16 protein-coding genes are annotated in these 19,229 nt (G+C 70.7%); 7 read left to right on the top strand and 9 right to left on the bottom strand.

What is annotated here, in order from left to right; genetic code table 11:
• The first annotated feature begins 54 nt into the window (after positions 1-54).
• From ACFYO0_RS22895 to sucD, 3 genes are all read left to right on the top strand, one after another.
• A complete protein-coding gene (locus ACFYO0_RS22895; protein WP_388678898.1) occupies positions 55-1,815 on the top strand; it encodes a hypothetical protein in 1,761 nt (586 codons plus the stop codon).
• A 435-nt stretch (positions 1,816-2,250) separates the two neighbouring features.
• Positions 2,251-3,429, top strand: a complete 1,179-nt coding sequence (sucC, locus tag ACFYO0_RS22890; protein ID WP_388678895.1) for an ADP-forming succinate--CoA ligase subunit beta — start codon at positions 2,251-2,253, stop codon at positions 3,427-3,429.
• Between the two features lie 21 nt (positions 3,430-3,450).
• The gene (gene sucD, locus ACFYO0_RS22885) at positions 3,451-4,335 is read left to right on the top strand and encodes a succinate--CoA ligase subunit alpha (protein ID WP_033329097.1); all 885 of its coding nucleotides are present in this window, start codon (positions 3,451-3,453) and stop codon (positions 4,333-4,335) included.
• A 99-nt stretch (positions 4,336-4,434) separates the two neighbouring features.
• Here sucD and ACFYO0_RS22880 read toward each other — a convergent pair whose 3' ends face one another.
• Positions 4,435-5,559 carry a helix-turn-helix domain-containing protein gene (locus ACFYO0_RS22880; RefSeq protein ID WP_388678894.1) on the bottom strand — a complete coding sequence of 375 codons (1,125 nt, stop codon included), beginning with the start codon at positions 5,557-5,559 and terminating at the stop codon, positions 4,435-4,437.
• A gap of 105 nt (positions 5,560-5,664) precedes the next feature.
• On the opposite strand from ACFYO0_RS22880, the gene ACFYO0_RS22875 reads away from it, so the two are divergent.
• Positions 5,665-7,317, top strand: coding sequence for a DUF6350 family protein (locus ACFYO0_RS22875; protein ID WP_388678892.1), 1,653 nt, complete (start codon positions 5,665-5,667; stop codon positions 7,315-7,317).
• On the opposite strand, the gene ACFYO0_RS22870 is transcribed toward ACFYO0_RS22875, so the two are convergent.
• Positions 7,311-8,297: an aldo/keto reductase gene (locus tag ACFYO0_RS22870; protein ID WP_388678890.1), complete on the bottom strand. Its 987-nt coding sequence runs from the start codon at positions 8,295-8,297 to the stop codon at positions 7,311-7,313. The genes ACFYO0_RS22875 and ACFYO0_RS22870 overlap by 7 nt on opposite strands.
• A 503-nt stretch (positions 8,298-8,800) precedes the next feature.
• Positions 8,801-9,814, bottom strand: coding sequence for a hypothetical protein (locus tag ACFYO0_RS22865; RefSeq protein WP_388678888.1), 1,014 nt, complete (start codon positions 9,812-9,814; stop codon positions 8,801-8,803).
• 376 nt (positions 9,815-10,190) lie between these two features.
• Here ACFYO0_RS22865 and purN point away from each other — a divergent pair, with 376 nt between their 5' ends.
• Together purN and purH are read left to right on the top strand one after the other, a co-directional pair.
• Positions 10,191-10,829, top strand: a complete 639-nt coding sequence (purN, locus tag ACFYO0_RS22860) for a phosphoribosylglycinamide formyltransferase (protein ID WP_388678886.1) — start codon at positions 10,191-10,193, stop codon at positions 10,827-10,829.
• The gene (gene purH, locus ACFYO0_RS22855) at positions 10,826-12,397 is read left to right on the top strand and encodes a bifunctional phosphoribosylaminoimidazolecarboxamide formyltransferase/IMP cyclohydrolase (protein ID WP_388678883.1); all 1,572 of its coding nucleotides are present in this window, start codon (positions 10,826-10,828) and stop codon (positions 12,395-12,397) included. Before purN ends, purH begins: the two co-directional genes overlap by 4 nt.
• A gap of 70 nt (positions 12,398-12,467) precedes the next feature.
• Here the strand turns inward: purH and ACFYO0_RS22850 are convergent, their stop codons facing one another.
• The 3 genes from ACFYO0_RS22850 to ACFYO0_RS22840 form a co-directional block, all read right to left on the bottom strand.
• On the bottom strand, positions 12,468-14,333 hold the full coding sequence (locus ACFYO0_RS22850; protein ID WP_388678880.1) for a protein kinase: 1,866 nt from the start codon (positions 14,331-14,333) through the stop codon (positions 12,468-12,470).
• A 326-nt stretch (positions 14,334-14,659) separates the two neighbouring features.
• On the bottom strand, positions 14,660-15,088 hold the full coding sequence (locus tag ACFYO0_RS22845) for a peptidoglycan-binding protein (RefSeq protein ID WP_388678877.1): 429 nt from the start codon (positions 15,086-15,088) through the stop codon (positions 14,660-14,662).
• An 88-nt stretch (positions 15,089-15,176) separates the two neighbouring features.
• Entirely contained in the window at positions 15,177-15,623 is a 447-nt protein-coding gene (locus tag ACFYO0_RS22840) for a peptidoglycan-binding protein (protein ID WP_388678875.1), read from the bottom strand.
• 485 nt (positions 15,624-16,108) lie between these two features.
• Between ACFYO0_RS22840 and ACFYO0_RS22835 the strand changes: the two genes are divergently transcribed.
• Positions 16,109-16,528 carry a hypothetical protein gene (locus tag ACFYO0_RS22835; RefSeq protein ID WP_388678872.1) on the top strand — a complete coding sequence of 140 codons (420 nt, stop codon included), beginning with the start codon at positions 16,109-16,111 and terminating at the stop codon, positions 16,526-16,528.
• Positions 16,529-16,553: 25 nt separating this feature from the next.
• Here ACFYO0_RS22835 and ACFYO0_RS22830 read toward each other — a convergent pair whose 3' ends face one another.
• The 3 genes from ACFYO0_RS22830 to ACFYO0_RS22820 all read right to left on the bottom strand — a co-directional run bounded on the left by ACFYO0_RS22830 (position 16,554) and on the right by ACFYO0_RS22820 (position 19,140).
• Positions 16,554-18,005, bottom strand: a complete 1,452-nt coding sequence (locus ACFYO0_RS22830) for a serine/threonine-protein kinase (RefSeq protein WP_388678869.1) — start codon at positions 18,003-18,005, stop codon at positions 16,554-16,556.
• Positions 18,002-18,742: an FHA domain-containing protein gene (locus ACFYO0_RS22825; RefSeq protein WP_388678866.1), complete on the bottom strand. Its 741-nt coding sequence runs from the start codon at positions 18,740-18,742 to the stop codon at positions 18,002-18,004. The genes ACFYO0_RS22830 and ACFYO0_RS22825 overlap by 4 nt, the downstream gene beginning before the upstream one ends.
• Positions 18,743-18,867: 125 nt before the next feature.
• A complete protein-coding gene (locus ACFYO0_RS22820; RefSeq protein WP_388678863.1) occupies positions 18,868-19,140 on the bottom strand; it encodes an ATP-binding protein in 273 nt (90 codons plus the stop codon).
• Positions 19,141-19,229 lie beyond the last annotated feature (89 nt).

Genomic DNA, 19,229 nt, shown 5'->3' with positions numbered 1-19,229 from the left:
CCCCCCACTCCCGAAGTCCTCAAGTCTCGGTATCCCGAAGGATCTGAAGCACGCATGCACAAGAACATTCGCCGTTCCATCGTCATCACCGCCGGGGTCACCGGCGCGTGGGCGCTCGGCTCAGCCGTCGCCGGCGCTGACGAACTGCCCAAGTCGACGGCCTCCGTACCCGACGCGTCCCTCTCCGTGGACGACGCGCCCGGCGGCGCGGTCGACAGCCCCGTCGGCGAAGTGGTCGATGACGTCCTGCACGACGTCTCCGACGTCTCCGACATCACCTCGGACGCTTCCACCGTCACAGTCACGGACACGATCACCGGCATCACCGGCGCCCCGACCACCAAGGCGCAGAGCACGGCCTCGCACACGACGGTCAAGGCGCACGACGCCGTCGCCGGTACCACCGCCAAGGCGAAGACAACCGCCTCCGCGAAGACGAACACGCAGGTGGCCGGCGGCGTAGCCGACCAGGCCCGCCAATACGTCGATGCCGAGCTGCCCGCCCACGAGGTCGCCCGGGCGAAGGCCGCCGCGCAGGAGGCCAGGTCCGCGGCGGCGAACAAGGCGGCGAACGCTGTGTCCGACGCCGCCGGCCCCCAGGACGAGGTCGACTACCTCTTCGGCCCGCTGTCGACGTTCGCCCCGGAGCTCGAGCAGGCGCTCGCCGCCGCGCAGACCAAGCTCGCGGCCACTGGGCGCACCGCGACGGGCGCACCGTCCGACGCCCGGGCCGCGGTCCGGCAGACGGTCGCCACCACCGACAGGACCGTCGCGTCCGTGGGCAGGACGGCCGCCCCCTTCGGCACCACGATCGACACCGCCCGCCAGACCGTGAACGGTGCCCCCGCCCAGGTCCAGGCCACCGTCACCTCCCTCCCCTCCACCGTCCAGGGCATCCACGACACCGCCACCCCGGTCGTCGACGAGACCGCCGCCTCCGCCCTCCCGCCCCTCGCCACCGACGCCGTCCACGGCGTCACGCCGGTCGCCGGTGAGGCGTTCGGCGGTGTCACTCCCATAGCCGACCAGGCCGTTCACGACGTCACCCCTGTCGCCGGCCAAGCCGTCGGCGGGACAACGGCGCTGGCGTACGGAGTCGTGGCCGACGCCCGGACGTACGCAGGTGGAGTCGCCCAAGGCACCACCCCGTACGCGCACGGCGTCGTCGGTGACGCGCAGACGTACGCGAACGGCGTCGTCGGCGACGTCCCCCCGTACGCCACCGGCCTCATGGACCAGGTCACCGAGGACACCGCCGCCTCCGTTCTCCCGCCGGTCGCCCGTGCCGCCGTGGACGGTGTGGTGCCGGTCGCCAGGCAGGCCGTGGGTGACGCGGGTGTGCTCGCGGACGGTGTCGTCGGTGATGTGCGGCCCTTCGCGGACGGCGTCGTGGGTGACGTTCAGTCGGTCGCGTACGGCGTGGTGGGCCAGACCGGCCCGTTCGCGCAGGGCGTCGTCGGGCAGGTGCCGCCGTTCGCCGAAGGCGTCGGCGGGGCCGTGCGGCCGGTCGTGGACACCGTCGTCGGCTACGCGCAGCCAGTCGCGCAGGGCGTCGGCGGCAGTGCCACGACGTTGGCGTACGGCGTCGCGGGCGATGTGCAGCCCTTCGCGTACGGCCTTGCCGGCGAGGTCTCCCCGTTCGCCGGCGGTGTCGCCGGACAGGCCGCGCCCCTCGCGCAGGACGTGACCGGGACCGTCGAGACGGCCGGTGGGCCGCTGGTCCACAACGCGGCCACCGGCGTCCAGGGCGCGGCCGAGTCCGTCACCCCGAGCTACCTGCCGGGCGCCGCACACGGCGCCGCGTACGGCATCTGACCGGACCGCCGTACACCCAGCCGTACGGCACCCGACAGACTCCGCGGGACCCAGCGCCGGGCAGCCGAAAACCATCGGCCGGCCGACCGAAATCCCGCGGACAGGGGCGGGTGGTCCCCAATGGGGTGGGGACCGTCCGCCCCGCAATCCCTGAGTGGCTGTTCGCGCGTTCCTCAGGGGCTGTTACAGGGGCCTCACCAGGCCAACCCCAGCCTGGTGAGGCCCTGATCAGACCCACATCTGTGACCGTAATCACCGCTCAGGTGTGATCTGCGATTTACGACCCCACCGTCAGCGGCGATAACCTGCCAGACGGACATGCCGCGTGCCGGCCACCGTGCCCACGCCCTCCTAGTGACCGCGCAGTCACGTTGCCCTCGCGGCACGCCCACGGAGACCAACGAACCGCGAGATACCTGATAGGGACGGACGCGCGTGGACCTGTTCGAGTACCAGGCGAGGGACCTCTTCGCCAAGCACGGTGTACCGGTGCTGGCCGGTGAAGTCATCGACACGCCTGAGGGGGCGCGCGCGGCGACCGAGCGTCTTGGCGGCAAGTCCGTCGTCAAGGCCCAGGTCAAGGTCGGCGGCCGGGGCAAGGCCGGCGGCGTGAAGCTGGCCGCCACCCCGGACGAGGCCGTCGCCCGCGCGACGGACATCCTCGGTATGGACATCAAGGGCCACACGGTCCACAAGGTGATGATCGCCGAGACGGCTCCCGAGATCCTTGAGGAGTACTACGTCTCGTACCTCCTCGACCGCACCAACCGCACCTTCCTGGCCATGGCCTCCGTCGAGGGCGGCATGGACATCGAGGAGGTCGCGGCCACCAAGCCCGAGGCCCTCGCCAAGATTCCCGTGGACGCCAACAAGGGCGTCACCCCGGAGAAGGCCGCCGAGATCGTCGCGGCCGCCAAGTTCCCGGCCGAGGTGGCCGACAAGGTCGCCGACGTGCTGGTCACGCTGTGGAAGACCTTCATCGCCGAGGACGCGCTCCTCGTCGAGGTCAACCCGCTTGCCAAGGTCGCCTCCGGCGACATCCTGGCCCTCGACGGCAAGGTCTCCCTGGACGCCAACGCCGACTTCCGCCAGCCGGAGCACGAGGCGCTGGAGGACAAGCAGGCGGCCGACCCGCTCGAGGCCGCCGCCAAGGCCAAGAACCTCAACTACGTCAAGCTCGACGGCGAGGTCGGCATCATCGGCAACGGCGCGGGCCTCGTCATGAGCACCCTCGACGTGGTCGCGTACGCCGGTGAGGCCCACGGCGGTGTGAAGCCCGCCAACTTCCTCGACATCGGCGGCGGCGCCTCCGCCCAGGTCATGGCCAACGGCCTGGAGATCATCCTGGGCGACCCGGCCGTCAAGTCCGTCTTCGTCAACGTCTTCGGTGGCATCACCGCCTGTGACGAGGTCGCCAACGGCATCGTGCAGGCCCTGGCCCTGCTCGCCGAGAAGGGCGAAGAGGTCACCAAGCCGCTGGTCGTGCGCCTCGACGGCAACAACGCGGAGCTGGGCCGTCAGATCCTGTCGGACGCCAACCACCCGCTCGTTCAGCGCGTGGACACCATGGACGGCGCGGCCGACAAGGCCGCCGAACTCGCGGCTGCGAAGTAAGGAAGAGGGACTCAGACCACCATGGCTATCTTCCTCGACAAGGACAGCAAGGTCATCGTCCAGGGCATGACCGGTGCCACGGGCATGAAGCACACCAAGCTCATGCTGGCCGACGGCACGAACATCGTCGGCGGCGTGAACCCGCGCAAGGCCGGCACCTCCGTCGACATCGACGGCAACGAGATCCCGGTCTTCGGCACGGTCGCCGAGGCGATCGAGAAGACGGGCGCCAACGTCTCCGTCCTCTTCGTCCCGCCGGCCTTCGCCAAGGCCGCCGTGGTCGAGGCCATCGACGCCGAGATCCCCCTCGCGGTCGTGATCACTGAGGGCATCGCGGTCCACGACTCCGCCGCGTTCTACGCGTACGCGGTGGAGAAGGGCAACAAGACGCGAATCATCGGCCCGAACTGCCCGGGCCTGATCACCCCCGGCCAGTCGAACGCCGGCATCATCCCGGGCGACATCACGAAGCCGGGCCGTATCGGCCTGGTCTCGAAGTCCGGCACGCTGACGTACCAGATGATGTACGAGCTCCGTGACATCGGCTTCTCCTCGGCCGTCGGCATCGGTGGCGACCCGGTCATCGGTACGACGCACATTGACGCGCTCGCCGCGTTCGAGGCCGACCCCGACACCGACCTGATCGTCATGATCGGTGAGATCGGCGGCGACGCCGAGGAGCGCGCGGCCGACTTCATCAAGGCCAACGTGTCCAAGCCGGTCGTCGGTTACGTCGCGGGCTTCACCGCGCCCGAGGGCAAGACGATGGGCCACGCCGGCGCCATCGTCTCCGGTTCCTCCGGTACGGCCGCGGCCAAGAAGGAAGCGCTCGAGGCCGCCGGTGTGAAGGTGGGCAAGACGCCCACGGAGACGGCGAAGCTGGCGCGCGCGATTCTCGCCGGCTGAGGTTCCGCAGCTGAGCGGTTTCTTCAGCTGAACGTCGGGTGGGCTCGTATCCCTTGCCGGGATGCGGGCCCATCGCGTGTTTCCCGCGGCGTTGGCGGCTCAGTGGCTCTGGGGGATCAGTCTCTCGGGACCGTTCGCCGATTCCGACTTCAGCTTCGCCCGAAGTTTCTGCTCTTTGTCCGAGAGGGTGCCGGGGACCGCTCGGGGCGGTACGCCGTGGATCTTCTCGCCCGGGGGCACCGGAGGTTCGTAGTGGCTCGGGGCCGTTCTGACGGTCATGGCCGTGGCGGTGACGAGCAGGGTGGTGAAGGCGATGGCCGCGCGGGTCCAGTGCCGGGCTCGGCGTTCGCTGCTCATGCGGACCGTCACGGGTTTCGGGGCGGTCCGCAGGCGCTCCTTGTCCGCCAGTTTCATCAGTCTCGTCAGGAGGCGTCGTAGCTCCTGTGGATCCGTCAGGTCAGGGAAGTGCTCGGCGATGGCCTGGCGTGCGTGCAGCAGGCGGTTCGCCGCCGCGACGGTGCTCGCCTCCGTCTCGGCCGCGGTCTCCGGCAGACCGATGCCGAGGCCGTCGTGGAGGAGCAGCGTGCGACGGTACGCGGGCGGAAGGCTCAGCAGTACGGAGAGCAGGCGGCGATCGCTCGGGGTGGCGGGCGGTGCGTCCGGGCGCCGTTGGCGAAGGCGCACCCGGTGCCAGGGCGACAGCGCGTACTCGTAGGCCACCGCCCGCACCCAGCCCGCCGGGTCCGGGTCGACCGCGACTTCCGGCCAGCGTTGCCAGGCCAGTTGGAACGCACGGTCCACGGACTCTCCCGCCAACTTCCGCCGCCCGGTGAGGAGATACGTCTGCCGTACGAGACTGGGGGCGCAGAACGCGTAGAGCGCGTCGAAGGCTTGGGCGGGGGTCAGGGTGGGGGTGGAGAGCTCGGGCTCGGCCACCGGTTCGGCTTCGGCCACCGGCTCAGCCGCAGGTTCGGGTTCGGGCTCGGGTACAACCTCAGGCTTCGCATCGAGCGGAGCCAACTCCGCCAACAGCCGTGCGTACGCTTCCCGCCTGCGCCCCCGTGGCGTGGTGCGGCCGGTCTCCCAGGAGCGAACCGTCTTGGGGGTGACGCCCACCCTGGCGGCGACCTCGGCTTGGCTCAGGGAGCGGGCCTGGCGCAGACGGCGACGTTCCTTCGGGGGCGGCAGCGAGCTGGCCGGGCTTCTGGCAGGGCTTTGTGTCACTGAGCGCCCCTCCAGACATAAAAGTGCATAAAACAGATTTTGAGCGACGCGTCCAGAGTTCGCCTATTACACCGGGAAAGTGTGTGTCGTTGGGAGTATGGGGGCGTGACTCACCCGACCCACTCGGCCTACTCGAGGCACCCGGCCCGCGCGGCCCGTCCGACCCACCTGACCGACCGCGGCCCGATGCCGTCGCACCCGCCCGCCCGGTCGCCTGCGCTGGTGGGCGGCCTCGTGGGCGGTGTTCTCGCGGCCGGACTGGGGCTCGGCTCGTTCGCCGTCCTCGTGATGCTCCTGTGGATCAGTTCGCCCTACCCGGACAGCGGTCCCGACGGGGCGTTGCACATCGTCGCCGCTCTGTGGCTGCTGGCGCACGGCGTCGAGCTCGTCCGCACCGAGACCCTTTCCGGCGTACCCGCGCCGGTCGGCGTCACCCCGCTGCTCCTGGTCGCGCTGCCCGCGTGGCTGCTGCACCGGGCGGCGCGCGACGCGGCGGAGGACGACGGCGGGGGCACGATGCCTGCCACCCGCAGCGCGTGGGGCGGTGTGGTCGCGGGCTATCTGGCGGTCGGAGTGGCAGTCGTGCTGTACGCCTCGGGCGGTACGTTCCGCCCGTCCTGGACGGTGGGCGTCCTGTTGCCGCCGCTGTTCGTCGTGGCCGCGGCGGGGGCGGGGGTGTGGACGGCGTACGGGCGCCCTGGCGGGCCCCTGCCGCCGTTCGTCCGTCGAGCCCTTCCCAAGGGCGTACGCCGTCTCGTCGCGGGCGACGTTCTCGTGGCCGCCGGGCGCGCGGCGGGGGCCGGAGCGGCGGTGCTCGTCGGAGGCGGGGCCCTGCTGGTGGGTGTTTCGCTGGTCTGGCACGGAGCGCCGGCCCGCGCCTCGTTCCTGGAGCTGACCGAAGCGTGGTCGGGTCGTTTCGCCGTACTCCTGCTGGCGCTGGCCCTGTTGCCGAACGCGGCGGTATGGGGCGCGGCGTACGCACTCGGCCCGGGCTTCGCTCTCGGGGCCGGGCACGTGACGGATCCCCTGTCCTCGTCGCCCGCACCCATGCTGCCGCCCTTCCCTCTGCTGGCGGCACTACCAGACGCGGGCCCTGGAACCCCGCTGAACTGGGCCGTGGCGATGGTGCCACTGCTCGCGGGGGTGACGGTGGCGTGGTTCGCGGTGGCGGTGGGGTTGCCGAGGGGTGAGGGCCTGGGGGACATGGGTGCGACGGCGCCCGCGCGTGGTGAGGCCTGGTCGCGCGGGCGGGTCGCCGGAACCGTGACGCTGGCGGCGCTCCTGTGCGGGCTGGCCCTCGCGGTGCTCGCCGTCCTGGCCGGTGGACCGCTCGGGGTGGCCGCACTCGCCGACTTCGGCCCCGTCTGGTGGCAGACGGGGCCTGCGGCGGTGGGGTGGATCGCGGGGGTGGGGGTGCCGGTGGCGGTGGGCCTGCGGGCGTGGCGTCTGCGCGAGCCGCGGGCACGGAAGACCATGGAACGCGAACCGCAGGCGGGCGAGGCGTCGGCATCCGCGCCCGAGGCCGAGCCTCAGGCCGCATCGACGTCCCGGCCCACGTGGTCCTGGCCCACGTGGTCCTGGACCACCTGGCTGCGGCTGCCCCGCCGACGTCGCCGAGAGAAGCCCACCGCCCACGAGGACCCCGACTTCGAGCCGTACGACTTCCTGCCCGTCGACCCTGTCGACTCCTCGGACCCCTTCGCCCCGCTCCGGCAGGACGCCGCGTCCGGCGAGCGTGGACGTGCGCCGGGTCAGTAGGCCGCGTCCAGCCTCGCCCGCTGGTCCGGTGTCAGCCGCAGGTCCACCGCCGCCAGGTTCTCGTTCAGTTGGGCCACCGAGGAGCAGCCGACCAGGGGGATCGACGGGATGTCGGCGTCGATCAGCCAGGAGATGACCACCTGGTTGACGGTGGCGCCGGTTTCCTCGGCGACCGAGCGGAGTGCGGCCAGGCGCGTGGGGGTGCCGGCATGGTCGAACTCGGGGCCGAGGGGCTTGTCCTCGCGGGCGTAACTTCCCTTCAGCAGCGGGGAGTAGGCCACGAGTGTCAGCGAGGGCTCGGCGCGGAGATAACTGAGCAGGTCGCCGCCGGTCGCACCCTGGTCGCCGTCCGGCGAGAGCTGGCCGGGCAGGTCCGCGCGCCTGCGCAGATAGCTGTGCTGGTACTGGAGGATCTCGTAACCCGGCAGACCGGCCCCCGCGGCGAGGCTGCGGGCCCGCTCCAGGCGCCACGACCAGTGGTTGCTCGCTCCGAGGAGGCCGACGGTGCCCTCGGCGACGAGATCCGCCAAGGCCTCGACGGTCTCCTCCAGAGGCACGGTGGGGTCCTCGATGTGGGCGTACAGGAGATCCAGTTTCGGTACGCCGAGCCGTTCGCGGCTGCCCTCCGCCGCCGCGCGGATGGCCTTGGCGGACAGGCCCTCGGGGTTGTCGATATAGCCGGTGCCGGGGGCGAGCGGGCGTGCGCCCAGCTTCGTCGCGATGACAATCTCGTCTCCGATGCCGCGGCTGCGGCGCCAGCGGCCCAGCAGGGCCTCGCTCTCGCCGCCCTGCGTGCCGTTGATCCAGAACGCGTAGTTGTCGGAGGTGTCGATGAAGGTGCCGCCCGCCTCGACGTAGCGGTCGAGGATGGCTAACGAGGTCTCCTCGTCGGTGACGGTGCCGAACAGCATCGCGCCGAGGCTGAGGACGCTCACGTCGCGGCGGGTCTTGGGGTCCGAACCGATCGTGCGGTAGCGCATGCGGATGTCCTCCCCTTCCGGCCCGCCGGATGGCGGGGCGTTGAGCGGGAGTATGCAAGTTGAAGCGCTCTCCAAGTCAACGGTGGCCTCCGGCGGTTGAGCAGGGGCGCCTACGGGGGTGGTGGGTTCGGTTCGCTGGCGACTGCGGGTCCGTCGTGGCTGGCCGCGCAGTTCCCCGCGCCCCCAAAAGACAAAGCCTGCGACTCCCCCGGGCCTAAAAGCCCGTACCCCCGACTACCCGCGCTCTCCCACCGGCGGGAGGGGACGTGGGCCGGTGCGTCGTATGCCCGTCGCGTAGGTTCTGTCTCAGGCCGCCTGCGCCCTGTGTCAGTAAAGGGCCGTATGCCCTGTTGGCGACGGGCTGACGCACCGGCCCGCGGCCCCGACCCACCACGAACCCAGGGGCGCGGGGCTGTGACATCAGCGGCTCCGCCGCGGGGCGCGAGCAACCACAACGCACCCGCACCCGACGACGAACCCAACCGCTCAACCGTCGGAGGCCATCAGCTCCGCGATCCCAGCAACCCCCGCAACTCCTCCGGCAGGAGCTTGTCGCAGGACTGCCTCGCCGTGTTGGTCAGGGAGTCGTTCACGCACGTGTAGTAGTCGCGGTACACAAGCTGCGCCGCAAAGCCCGCCGCGACCATGGCGAGGGCCAGCGACGCGGTGACCAGGCCGCTGATCGCCGCCGTGGTCTGGGGGCGGGCGCCGGAGCCGGGCGGGGGCGCCGAGGTGTCCGGGTCCGGGGTGCGGGGCTTGGCGCGCAGAGTGCTGATGCCCCAGTACAGGGCCAGCGCGCCGAGCAGCAGCGCTACGTACGGCCAGCTGAAGAGCGCGAAGAAGAAGGCCCATATGCCCGCGAGCAGGGCATAGCGGGCGCGGCGCTGGGTCGGGTCCGTCGGGTCCCAGCGCAGACCGGTGTTGGGGCCGCCGGATCCCTCCGGGCCGCCCTGCCCGCCTGGTCCGCCCGAGGGGCTGGGCCGGTCACCGAAACCACCGCCCTGCGCGGGCCCCGGCTGCCGGTCGCTCCACTGGCTGCCCCAGGGAGAGTGCCCGCCGTTGCCGCCCTGCCCCTCGTCCGACCCCTGTCCGTCCGCGGGCCGGCGCGGCTGCCACGGACGGTCGGGCGCACCCTCCGGCGGCGGCGCGAACGGGTTGTCGTCCGTGGGCGGCGGGGCTCCCTGCCCGCCCTGCGGCGACGAGTCCCCGCCCGGGTTCCCGTCACCGGAGGCACCAGACGCACCGGAGGCGCCCGAGGGTCGCGTCGAATCGCTCTCCGCCCCCTCGCCCTCACGCGGCGGAGTGGCCGACGAGGACGAGTGCCGCTCCCGTAGCAGCAAGCCTCCGCGCCCGCCCCCCTGCCCAGGCGCGACCCCGGACGGTCGGTCGGACGCGAACGACGGGAAGGACCGGAAGGACGGGTCGAACGCACCCCGCCCCCCTCCCTCCGCGACCCCCGAAGGGCTGGACACGTGGGAGGGGAGGAGTGGGAGGAGTCGGAGGCTGCGGTCCGGCATCAGGTGTGCGTCTTCCCCTTGGCGAATCAGGCTGGCGAATCAGGTCTGCGAATCGGGTTGATGGAGCAAAAACGATGGTTCGGACTGGTCGAGCGGGTGGTGAAGCGAGCGGGTGGAGCAGGCGGCGGGCGTCATGCCCGATTTTCGTCCCCGCCCCAACAACGACCCATGCGTCGGAGGCGTTCCCCCCCATGGTCCGTGTTCCCCGGCGGATCCTTCCCAGACGCTACCTTCCGGCCACGCCCCCGTCCCAAGAGGGCCGATCGCTGTGCCGGTATCGTTGCTGACGGTCGGCCGCTTCGTAGACTTCCCCGTATCAGGGGGCGTGAAGCATTCGTACGACCCTACAAAAGCTCTCCCGAGAAAGGGCCCCGCCGTGGCCGCCAATCCCGTGGCCAAGCGCCTCGTCGTGCTGGTCTCCGGATCAGGTACGAACCTGCAGGCTCTCCTCGACGCGATCGCCATGCAGGGGCGGGCCGTCTACGGGGCCGAGATCGTCGCGGTCGGCGCCGACCGTACGGGCATCGAGGGCCTCGCACGTGCCGAGCGCGCGGGCCTGCCCACCTTCGTGTGCCGTGTGAAGGACCACGCGACCAGGGAGGAGTGGGACAGCGCGCTGACCGAGGCCACGGCGGCGTACGAGCCGGATCTGGTCGTCTCGGCCGGGTTCATGAAGATCGTTGGCAAAGAGTTCCTGGCCCGCTTCGGTGGCCGGTTCGTGAACACCCACCCCGCGCTGCTGCCCAGCTTCCCGGGAGCGCATGGTGTCCGCGACGCCCTCGCGTACGGCGTCAAGGTCACCGGTTGCACCGTCCACTTCGTCGACGACGGCGTCGACACCGGCCCGATCATCGCTCAGGGCGTGGTCGAGGTCCGGGACGAGGACTACGAGGACGAAGGTGCCGCTCTCCATGAGCGCATCAAGGAAGTCGAACGAAGGCTGCTCGTCGATGTCGTGGGGCGGCTCGCCCGTCACGGCTATCGCATCGAGGGACGAAAGGTGATTATCCCGTGACCGCCGAAGTGACCACGGAAGGTACACAGCGCCCGATCAAGCGTGCGCTCATCAGCGTCTACGACAAGACCGGGCTCGAAGACCTCGCCCGCGGGCTGCACGAGGCCGGGGTCGCACTCGTCTCCACCGGCTCGACCGCCGGCAGGATCGCCGCCGCCGGCGTCCCGGTCACCAAGGTCGAGGAACTCACCGGGTTCCCCGAGTGTCTGGACGGCCGGGTCAAGACGCTGCACCCGCGCGTGCATGCCGGGATCCTCGCCGATCTGCGGCTCGAGGACCATCGCAACCAGCTGACCGAGCTGGGCGTGGAGCCCTTCGATCTCGTCGTCGTGAACCTCTACCCCTTCACCGAGACCGTCGCCTCGGGCGCCTCGCCCGACGAGTGCGTCGAGCAGATCGACATCGGTGGGCCCTCCATGGTCCGGGCCGCCGCCAAGAACCACCCCTCGGTCGCGGTCGTCGTCAGCCCCGACCGCTACGGCGACGTCCTCAAGGCGGTCGCGGACGGTGGCTTCGACCTCACCGCGCGCAAGCGGCTCGCGGCGGAGGCTTTCCGGCACACCGCCGAGTACGACGTGGCGGTCGCGGGCTGGTTCGCCGGTGACTACGCGGGTGACGGCGGGGAATTCCCCGGCTTCATCGGCGTCACGTACGAGCGCAAGAACGTGCTGCGGTACGGCGAGAACCCGCACCAGCCCGCCGCCCTCTACACGGGCGGCTGCGGCGGTCTCGCCGAGGCCGAGCAGTTGCACGGCAAGGAGATGTCGTACAACAACTACACGGACACCGACGCCGCCCGCCGCGCCGCCTACGACCACAGCGAGCCCTGTGTAGCGATCATCAAGCACGCCAACCCGTGCGGCATCGCGATCGGCGCGGACGTCGCCGAGGCGCATCGCAAGGCCCACGCCTGCGACCCGCTGTCCGCCTTCGGTGGCGTCATCGCCGTCAACCGTCCGGTGTCCGTGGCGATGGCCGAGCAGGTCGCCGAGATCTTCACCGAGGTCATCGTCGCCCCGGACTACGAGGACGGCGCGGTCGAGATCCTCGCCCGCAAGAAGAACATCCGCGTCCTCCGCTGCCCCGAAGGACCGCAGCCCCCGGCCGAGTTCAAGCCGATCGACGGCGGCGGTCTCGCCCAGATCACGGACGTACTCCAGGCCGAGGGCGACGCCCCGGCCAACTGGACGCTCGCGACCGGCGAGGCCCTGTCCGCCGACGAACTGGCGGACCTCGCCTTCGCCTGGCGGGCCTGCCGGGCCGTGAAGTCCAACGCCATCCTGCTCGCCAAGGACGGGGCTTCGGTCGGGGTCGGGATGGGGCAGGTGAACCGGGTCGACTCCTGCAAGTTGGCCGTTGAGCGCGCCGGGGCCGAGCGGGCACGTGACTCGTATGTCGCGTCGGACGCGTTCTTCCCGTTCCCCGACAACATCGACGTCCTGGGCGCCGCCGGCGTCAAGGCCATCGTCCAGCCGGGCGGTTCGGTTCGTGACGAGCAGGTCGTGGAGGCCGCGCAGAAGGCGGGCATCACGATGTACTTCACGGGGACGCGCCACTTCTTCCACTGACACCGACCGGAAGTGTGGACGGCCCGCCGGTGCTGCACCGGCGGGCCGTTGTCGTCTGCCGTTACGTCTTCTACGTCCTACTGCGCAGTGCCGCCCAGGTGTTGGGCCCCACGTCGCCGTCGACGTCAAGCCCCTTGTCGCCCTGGAACTGCTTGACCGCCCTCAAGGTGTCCTGGCCGAACTGGCCGTCCACCCCTGCGGCCCCGACGCCGTATCCACGTTTGGTGAGCATGCACTGCACCTGCACCACCCGCTGGTTCTTGTCGCCGAACTGCGTGAGCTGGGTGCCGGAGTAGTACGTGCACTGGGAGATCCATGGCGGTGTGGGCGGCTGGGCCGTGGTCTTCGTCGGAGAGGGGTGCGGGCTGGTGCCGCCGCCGTCCCCGCCGCCGCTCCCACCGCTTCCGCCGGGCGTGGGCGTCGGCGTCACCGTGGGCGTGGTGTCCTCAGCGCCACCCGTGCCGCCTCCGGCCTCGGCTTCGGTTCCGCCACCGCCCCGGGCGGCGTTCTCCTTGTCTCTCTGCTCCTCATCCCTCCCGTCATCCGTCTCCTTGTCGGGAGACGGAGAAGCGGAGGAACCGGGCAGCGACGCCCTCGCCTTGTCATCGGGGGTGCTGGTCTCGGAGGCCGTCGGTGTCGAAGAGGCCGCCGTGTCCTCGGTGTTCGGCCGGGTGAGCAGGAAGGTGCTCACGAGGACGGCACACACCGCGAGCCCCGCGGCGACGGCGAAGTACACCTTCTTGCGCCCGCGCCCGGCAGCCGGAGGATGATCGGGTGTGGGTCCCGGTCCCGGCTGCGGTACGCCGACCGAGGGCGGACCGAACTGTCCCGGCGGCGTCTGCGATCCCGGCCCGTACGCACCCGGCGGCGTGGCCGGCCCGAAGCCCGGCCCCGGAGCAGGTGCAGCCACCCGCTGCGTGGGCGTGCGCAAATGACCGGTCTGCTGGACGGAGGCGTGCCGCAGCACCTCGCAAGCCCGGCGGCGATCGAGCAGCCGGGAGTCGAGCGGTTCCTGCCAGGAGGACCTCGCCGAGGAACCGTCGCCATGTGCGTCGGCCGCTTCGATCAGCTGTCGCGGGGGCGGTCGCCCGGCAGGGTCCTTGGCCAGACACCTGGCCAGCAGGGCACCCAACGCCGCGTCCATGGCCGCGACTTCACTCATGATCTCCGCGTCGGGTTCCTCGTACGCCACGCGGTGCAGTACGTCCACACCGGTGCCGTCACCGAACGGGGCGTGCCCGGTGGTGGCGTACACGAGCGTGCCCGCGAGCGAGAACACATCCGAGGCGGTGTCGCAGCGGCCCTCCCTGAGGTACTCCGGCGACATGAAGGAGGGGGTGCCGACCCTGTTTCCGGTGCCGGTGATCGCGCTGGCGTCCACGGCCTGCGAGATACCGAAGTCGATGACGTGGGCGCCCTGTTCGGACAGGATCACGTTGGACGGTTTGAGGTCCCGGTGCACGACCCCTTCGGCGGACAGTGCCGACAGGGCCCGGCCGAGTTCTCCCACGAGGCGCCATGCTCCGGCCGGTTCCAGTACGCCGCATTCCTTGACGGCGTCCGAGAGGCTGAGGCCGGGCAGATACCGCGTGGCCATCCACAGCAGCTCGTCCTGGAACCCGGTGCCCAGCAGCTCCGGCGCGTGCGGCGGTCCGACCCGGGCGTGCACGGCCGCCTCACGCTCGAACCGCCGCCGGAAGTCGGCGTCCTCGGCGTACTCGGGCCTGATCACCTTGACCGCGGCGAGCCCCGGCCCGTCGTCGACGGGCCGCGCCAGATAGACCCGGCCCATCCCGCCGCTGCCGAGCCGCCCGAGCGGTACGTACGGCCCGATCTGCCTCGGATCCGCGGGCTGCAGCGGGGTCGCGCCGGCCTGCTCCAGACCGGCGTTCCCGGTCGCCGGAGAGTACGGCGACTCGGGCCGCTGGTCTGACATGGGTCCCCCCCGATGCGCTGATCTTCCACAGCCGGTTTTGCGCAAATGGCTGGTTGGTCACTCCAGTTGACACGAGGCTATCGCGGCCTCGTGTGTCCCGCCGTCGTCTCAGGCCAACGGCGGCTCTGCATCGAGCCGTTGCCGCGGTAACTCTGCGGCGGTACGGCCGGAGCCTGGCGCGGCCGGGCAGGGAACCGCGCGCCGCCGTACGACTGGGCGGCCGGCTGGGGTGCGGGCGAACCGATGGTGCCGGGGTTCCGGCGGCGCGCCGACCGGCGCCGCTGCCGGAGACGGCCGCGGCGCCGAATCGTCAGGCTGACGCCGCGTTACGGAAGGGTCCCGCAGACGCCGTCGTGGGCCCGCCACCTCAGCTTGTCGCGGGTCAGGGGGCCATACACACCGTCGTCTTCGAGCCTCAGAGCGCGCTGCACGATCTCCAGCTGCGTTTCGGTGATCTCCCCGAAGTGGCCGTCGACTTCCACCGTGCTCCGCCCGTGGCAGTAACGCAGCGAGCGCTGGATCGCCTTCACATGCGGACCGGAGGCTCCCCGGGCGGTGATGCAGTCCCGGTTCGCGTTGTAGGCGGGGATCTGGGCCAGGCTGTGCTCGCCGCCGCTGATGAAGTCGCCCTGTGTGGTGTTGCACCAACTCGCCGCCGCGGCCGGAGTCGCCGTGCCGGCCACAGCCAGCCCGGACAGCAGCATCATTCCCGCTACGACGCTCGCCTTGGCGCGTATTGTGCGGATCCTTTTCATACGTCACTCTCCCCGTTGACTGTGACTGTGACTGTGACTGGGCTTCGGATGGAGGGCTCGGCGCTCACGCGCGATCACGAGGCGGTGCTCAGAACGACCCACAGCCCTGGTAGCTGCCGTCGAGCTTCTTGTAACGCGGCCACTTCAACGCGTCGCGGGTATTGGGACCGTAGATCCCGTCCTGCTTGGTACCGGCCTTGCCCTGCGCGGCCCACAGGGCCGAGTAGGTCTTCGGGCCGAAGATCCCGTCGACGTCCCTCTCCGCTTCCAGGCCCACGTCGTAGCAGTCCTTCAACGCCCGCTGCAGCGCCTTGACGTGGTTGCCGCCGGCACCCTGGGCCATGGTGCAGTTGGTGCTGGTGCCGTTGGCCGGAACGAAGATGTGGTTGTAGGTACCCTTCATGATCGACTTGCCGGTGTTGCAGTAGCCGGCAGCCGCCGCCGGAGAGGCCGTAGCGGCCACGCCCAGTCCGGCGACCAGCATGAGCCCGGCCGTGACACCCGCCTTGGCTCGCAACTTGTGAACTCTCTTCATGAGTTGATCCCCCTTGTTCTCGGTGTGCGTGGGCCTTTCAGCCGCACATGCACGCGACGAGTCTCGGGGACAGCCACGCCGCGGCATACCTCAAACGTTTCAGGGTCGGCCCCGAAGTCGCTTGTGCACAGGGCGAGGCCGCGTCGGCACGTTGATCAGAGGGTGATGCTGAGGGGGAGGCCCACTAGGGCAGGTGTGTGTCGCTCTCGCAGGGACCGTCGACTTCTCCGTACCGCCCGGTGGCGTCGGTGGAGCAGCGGCTGCTGTAGATCTGCTTCATCTCGTTGTCGAGCGGCTCGGCGTTGAAGTCACCGCCCAGGAAGTGGACGTATCCCGCGTACTCCGAAAGGGGGCGGGGAAGACCTGAAGAGTTTCAGGTTCCCAGCCCCCTTCACGATCCGTCACCGTGGTGACCACGGCGCCCGAGGCCCAGAGGACGAGGGCCGGAGAGCGGCGCCGCAAGCCATCGACAGCGGGGGTTTCTCATGACCAGGCACAAGCGGTTCGTCACTGTCGCCGTGATCGGCGCGCTCACCGGCGGCAGCCTCGTCGGCAGCACGGCGGGCACCGCCGGCGCGGCCACGCAGGGAGCGGCGGTCGCCCAGTCCTGCTACGGCGACGCGTGGAGTTACAGCAAGCCGGCGAACACCTTTTTCCAGCCGAGCAGCGGCGCCCTCTACTTCACGACCGACAACTGCGCCGACATCAACATCAAGACCGACACCAGCCGCAAGGTGAAGGTCTGCTTCTACGCCAGCGGCGGCGGTCTCAACTACTGCCAGCGTGAATACAAGACCACCACGGCCGGTGCGTGGAAGGTCATCGCCGGCGACGTCAAGGACGGCACCAAGTTCAAGTTCCAGTTCGCGAGCTCTGCCGCGTCGACGGGTATGCGGGCCCACTGACTTCCCTCGCACGTGCGCGACGGTGTCAGTCCGAGGCCCCGTCCCCGCAGTGCTCGATCCACTTGTGGGACAGCGGAGCGTAGGTGCCCGCCAGGTTCCCCTGGGCCCGTTGGGCGGTGCAGCCGGTCCGGTTGCGTGAGTTCTTGCGGGTGATGTCCTCGCCGACGGGCGTGAAGTCGCGGCCCCGGTAGTAGGCCACGCCGGCGAGTCCCGTCGACTCGTCACCGTTGTTGAAGATCGACTTCACCGGGCGGTCACGGGTCCACATGCACGTCTCCTCGCCCGACAGCCAGTCGGCGTCGTCGCCCTTCCAACTGCACATCTCGCCCATGCCGAACTCCTCGCTGAAGAAGCAGACGGACCCGAAGGCGCAGCGGTGATAGCCGTACGTCGGACCGTCGTCCCGCATCGCGTACGTCACCGTCGCGGCCAACGCCAGCACAGCCGCCGCGAGGCCGCTCGCCAGGGCGGGGCGGAGCCACCTGCGGGGGCGGAGCCGGGGCAGGCGGGGCGAGCGGGTGGTTCCGGCCGCCTGCTCCACCCGGCACAGCAGCGAGGCGGTGTCGGCGTAGCGGGCCGCGCGCTCCGCGTGCGCGGGGGCCAGGCAGTCCGTGATGATCTCCCGCCAGTCCGAGGGGAGTTCGGGAGACAGGCGTAGCGCCTCGGAACCGCGCGCGTAGCGCACGGCCGCGTCTCTGCGGGCCTCCGTGGTGCCCCCGGGCAGGGGGAAGGCACCGGTCAGGACCAGGTGGGCCAGCACGCCGAAGGCCCAGATGTCGGCGGTCGGGCGGATCTGCTGGCCGCGTTCGCTGATCTCGGACCAGAGAAGTTCCGGCGGGGTGTAGTCGGGGGTGGAGAAGGCGGGCGCGTACGCGTGGGTGCCCTCCATCTCCGCGGCCAGGTTGAAGTCGGCGAGCCGGGCGGAACCGTCCTTCATCAGCAGGACGTTGGCCGGCTTGAGGTCGCCGTGCACCCATCCCGCGTGGTGCAGTTGGTGCAGGCCTTCGCAGACCTGGGCGAGAAGGGCGGGCCCGGATTCCGGGGTCGCGGACCGGTCCAGCAGCGTGGCCAGAGAACCCTCGGCCCGTTCCAGTACGAGGACGGTGGCGCCGTCGAGTTCGGGCTGCTGAGGGTCGTCGACCGTCAGCGCCTCGTACATCCGGATCAGTCGTGGTGAGCGCAGCCGCTTCAGCAACTCCTGTTCGCGGTGGGCCAGTTCGCGCAGGTGGTGGAGTTGGCGCGGGGTACGGGTGCCGGTCGGCAGGAACTTCAGCGCCGCGTGCCGGGGTAGCGGACCGGCTCCCTGGCCCACGACGGTCTCCCCGGCGGCGGCCCCATCTTCGGCCTTGCCGCCGTCACCGGTGCGCCGGGCCGCGTACACGCTGCCGAACGCACCCGACGCGAGGGGTTCGCGCACCTCCCAAGGGCCCACCCGGTAGCCCTTCGGAACGGGGACGGCGTAGGAGCGTCCGTTCACCGCGCCACCTCGCTCGGGACCGCCGCGAGCACGACGAGATCATCCTCACGTACGAGGTCGAAACGGAGCGCGAGCGAGACCAGCGAATCCTTCTTGCCGTAGCGGCGTGGGCCGGGTTCCGCCGCGTCCGCGGCAGGTCTCAGGCGGAGCTTGACCGCCAGGTAGTCGATGTTCCAGTAGACGGAGGAGCGGTTGGCCGCGGGCCAGGTGTGCCGCAGGCGCTCCACGAGCTCGTCGACGGTGGGCAGCGGGGCGTGCGGTGCGCCGCGTAGCCGGGGCTCGCACAGGGCGGCCAGCACCGCGAAGTACCGCTTGGTGCGGTCGAGGGAGAACGCCTGGGCCGTGGTGGCGCCGGAGAGGCCGGGGCGGTTCGCGCTGCGGTAGGTGTGGCGCGGCGCCCACACGTCGAAGCTGAGCAGCTCGCCCGCCGCGGGCAGTACCACGCGCGAGAACTCGAACGACACGGGTGCGTCCAGACGGCCCGGCGCGACCTTGATGTGCTCGCCCGCGCCCTCCGGGTTCTCCACCACGTATGTCTGGCCCTGACTCAGGTTGCTCAGGATCCAGAAGGCACGGTGTGCGGTGATCTCACCGGCTATCCGGGAGACCCCTTCGTGTGCGATCGCAAGCCCGTTGCCGGTCTCGGAGCGGCCGAAGGCGAGCCGTTCGCCCGCCGAGAGTCTGATCTGGTCGTCTGATCCTGTGCTGCGTGGCGGCACCACGATGACGCTGTACATGGAGTCGTCCCCCTCCTCCTAGCCCAACGGAGGTCAGAGTAAGGGGTGTTACGGGGGACATGTCACCGCGGCGCGACGAGGACACGGCCGTTGAGCGAGCAACAGTGCGAAGCCACCCGGATCAATCACTTTTCGTTCTCCTGATGTTCACCCGATGCCTGCTTGCGAACGGGAAACAGCCCTGCTCGCGCGCCGTGCGGAAGCTCGCACCACACCGTCTTGCCGCATGACCCCTGCTCCACGCCCCAGCACAGCGCGACCGCGTCGAGCAGCAGGAGGCCGCGGCCCGTCTCGTCGTCCGGGCCCGGCCGCCGCCGGATGAGCCAGGCGTACGCGTCCGGGTCGCTGACCTCCAGACGCGTACCGCCACCGTCCGCACGGGTGAGACGGACCGTCACGGGGGTTCCCTCGCCGAGGTGGTTGATCACGTTCGCACACCGCGCTCAAGGGCAGCGACGTACCGACGAGTTGATCGGCGGACCTCTAC

This window comes from Streptomyces sp. NPDC006365, assembly GCF_042870755.1.
GTDB lineage: Bacteria > Actinomycetota > Actinomycetes > Streptomycetales > Streptomycetaceae > Streptomyces > Streptomyces xiangluensis.
The sequence above is the reverse complement of the archived record's forward strand: the minus strand, read 5'-3'. Positions and strand labels throughout refer to the sequence as shown.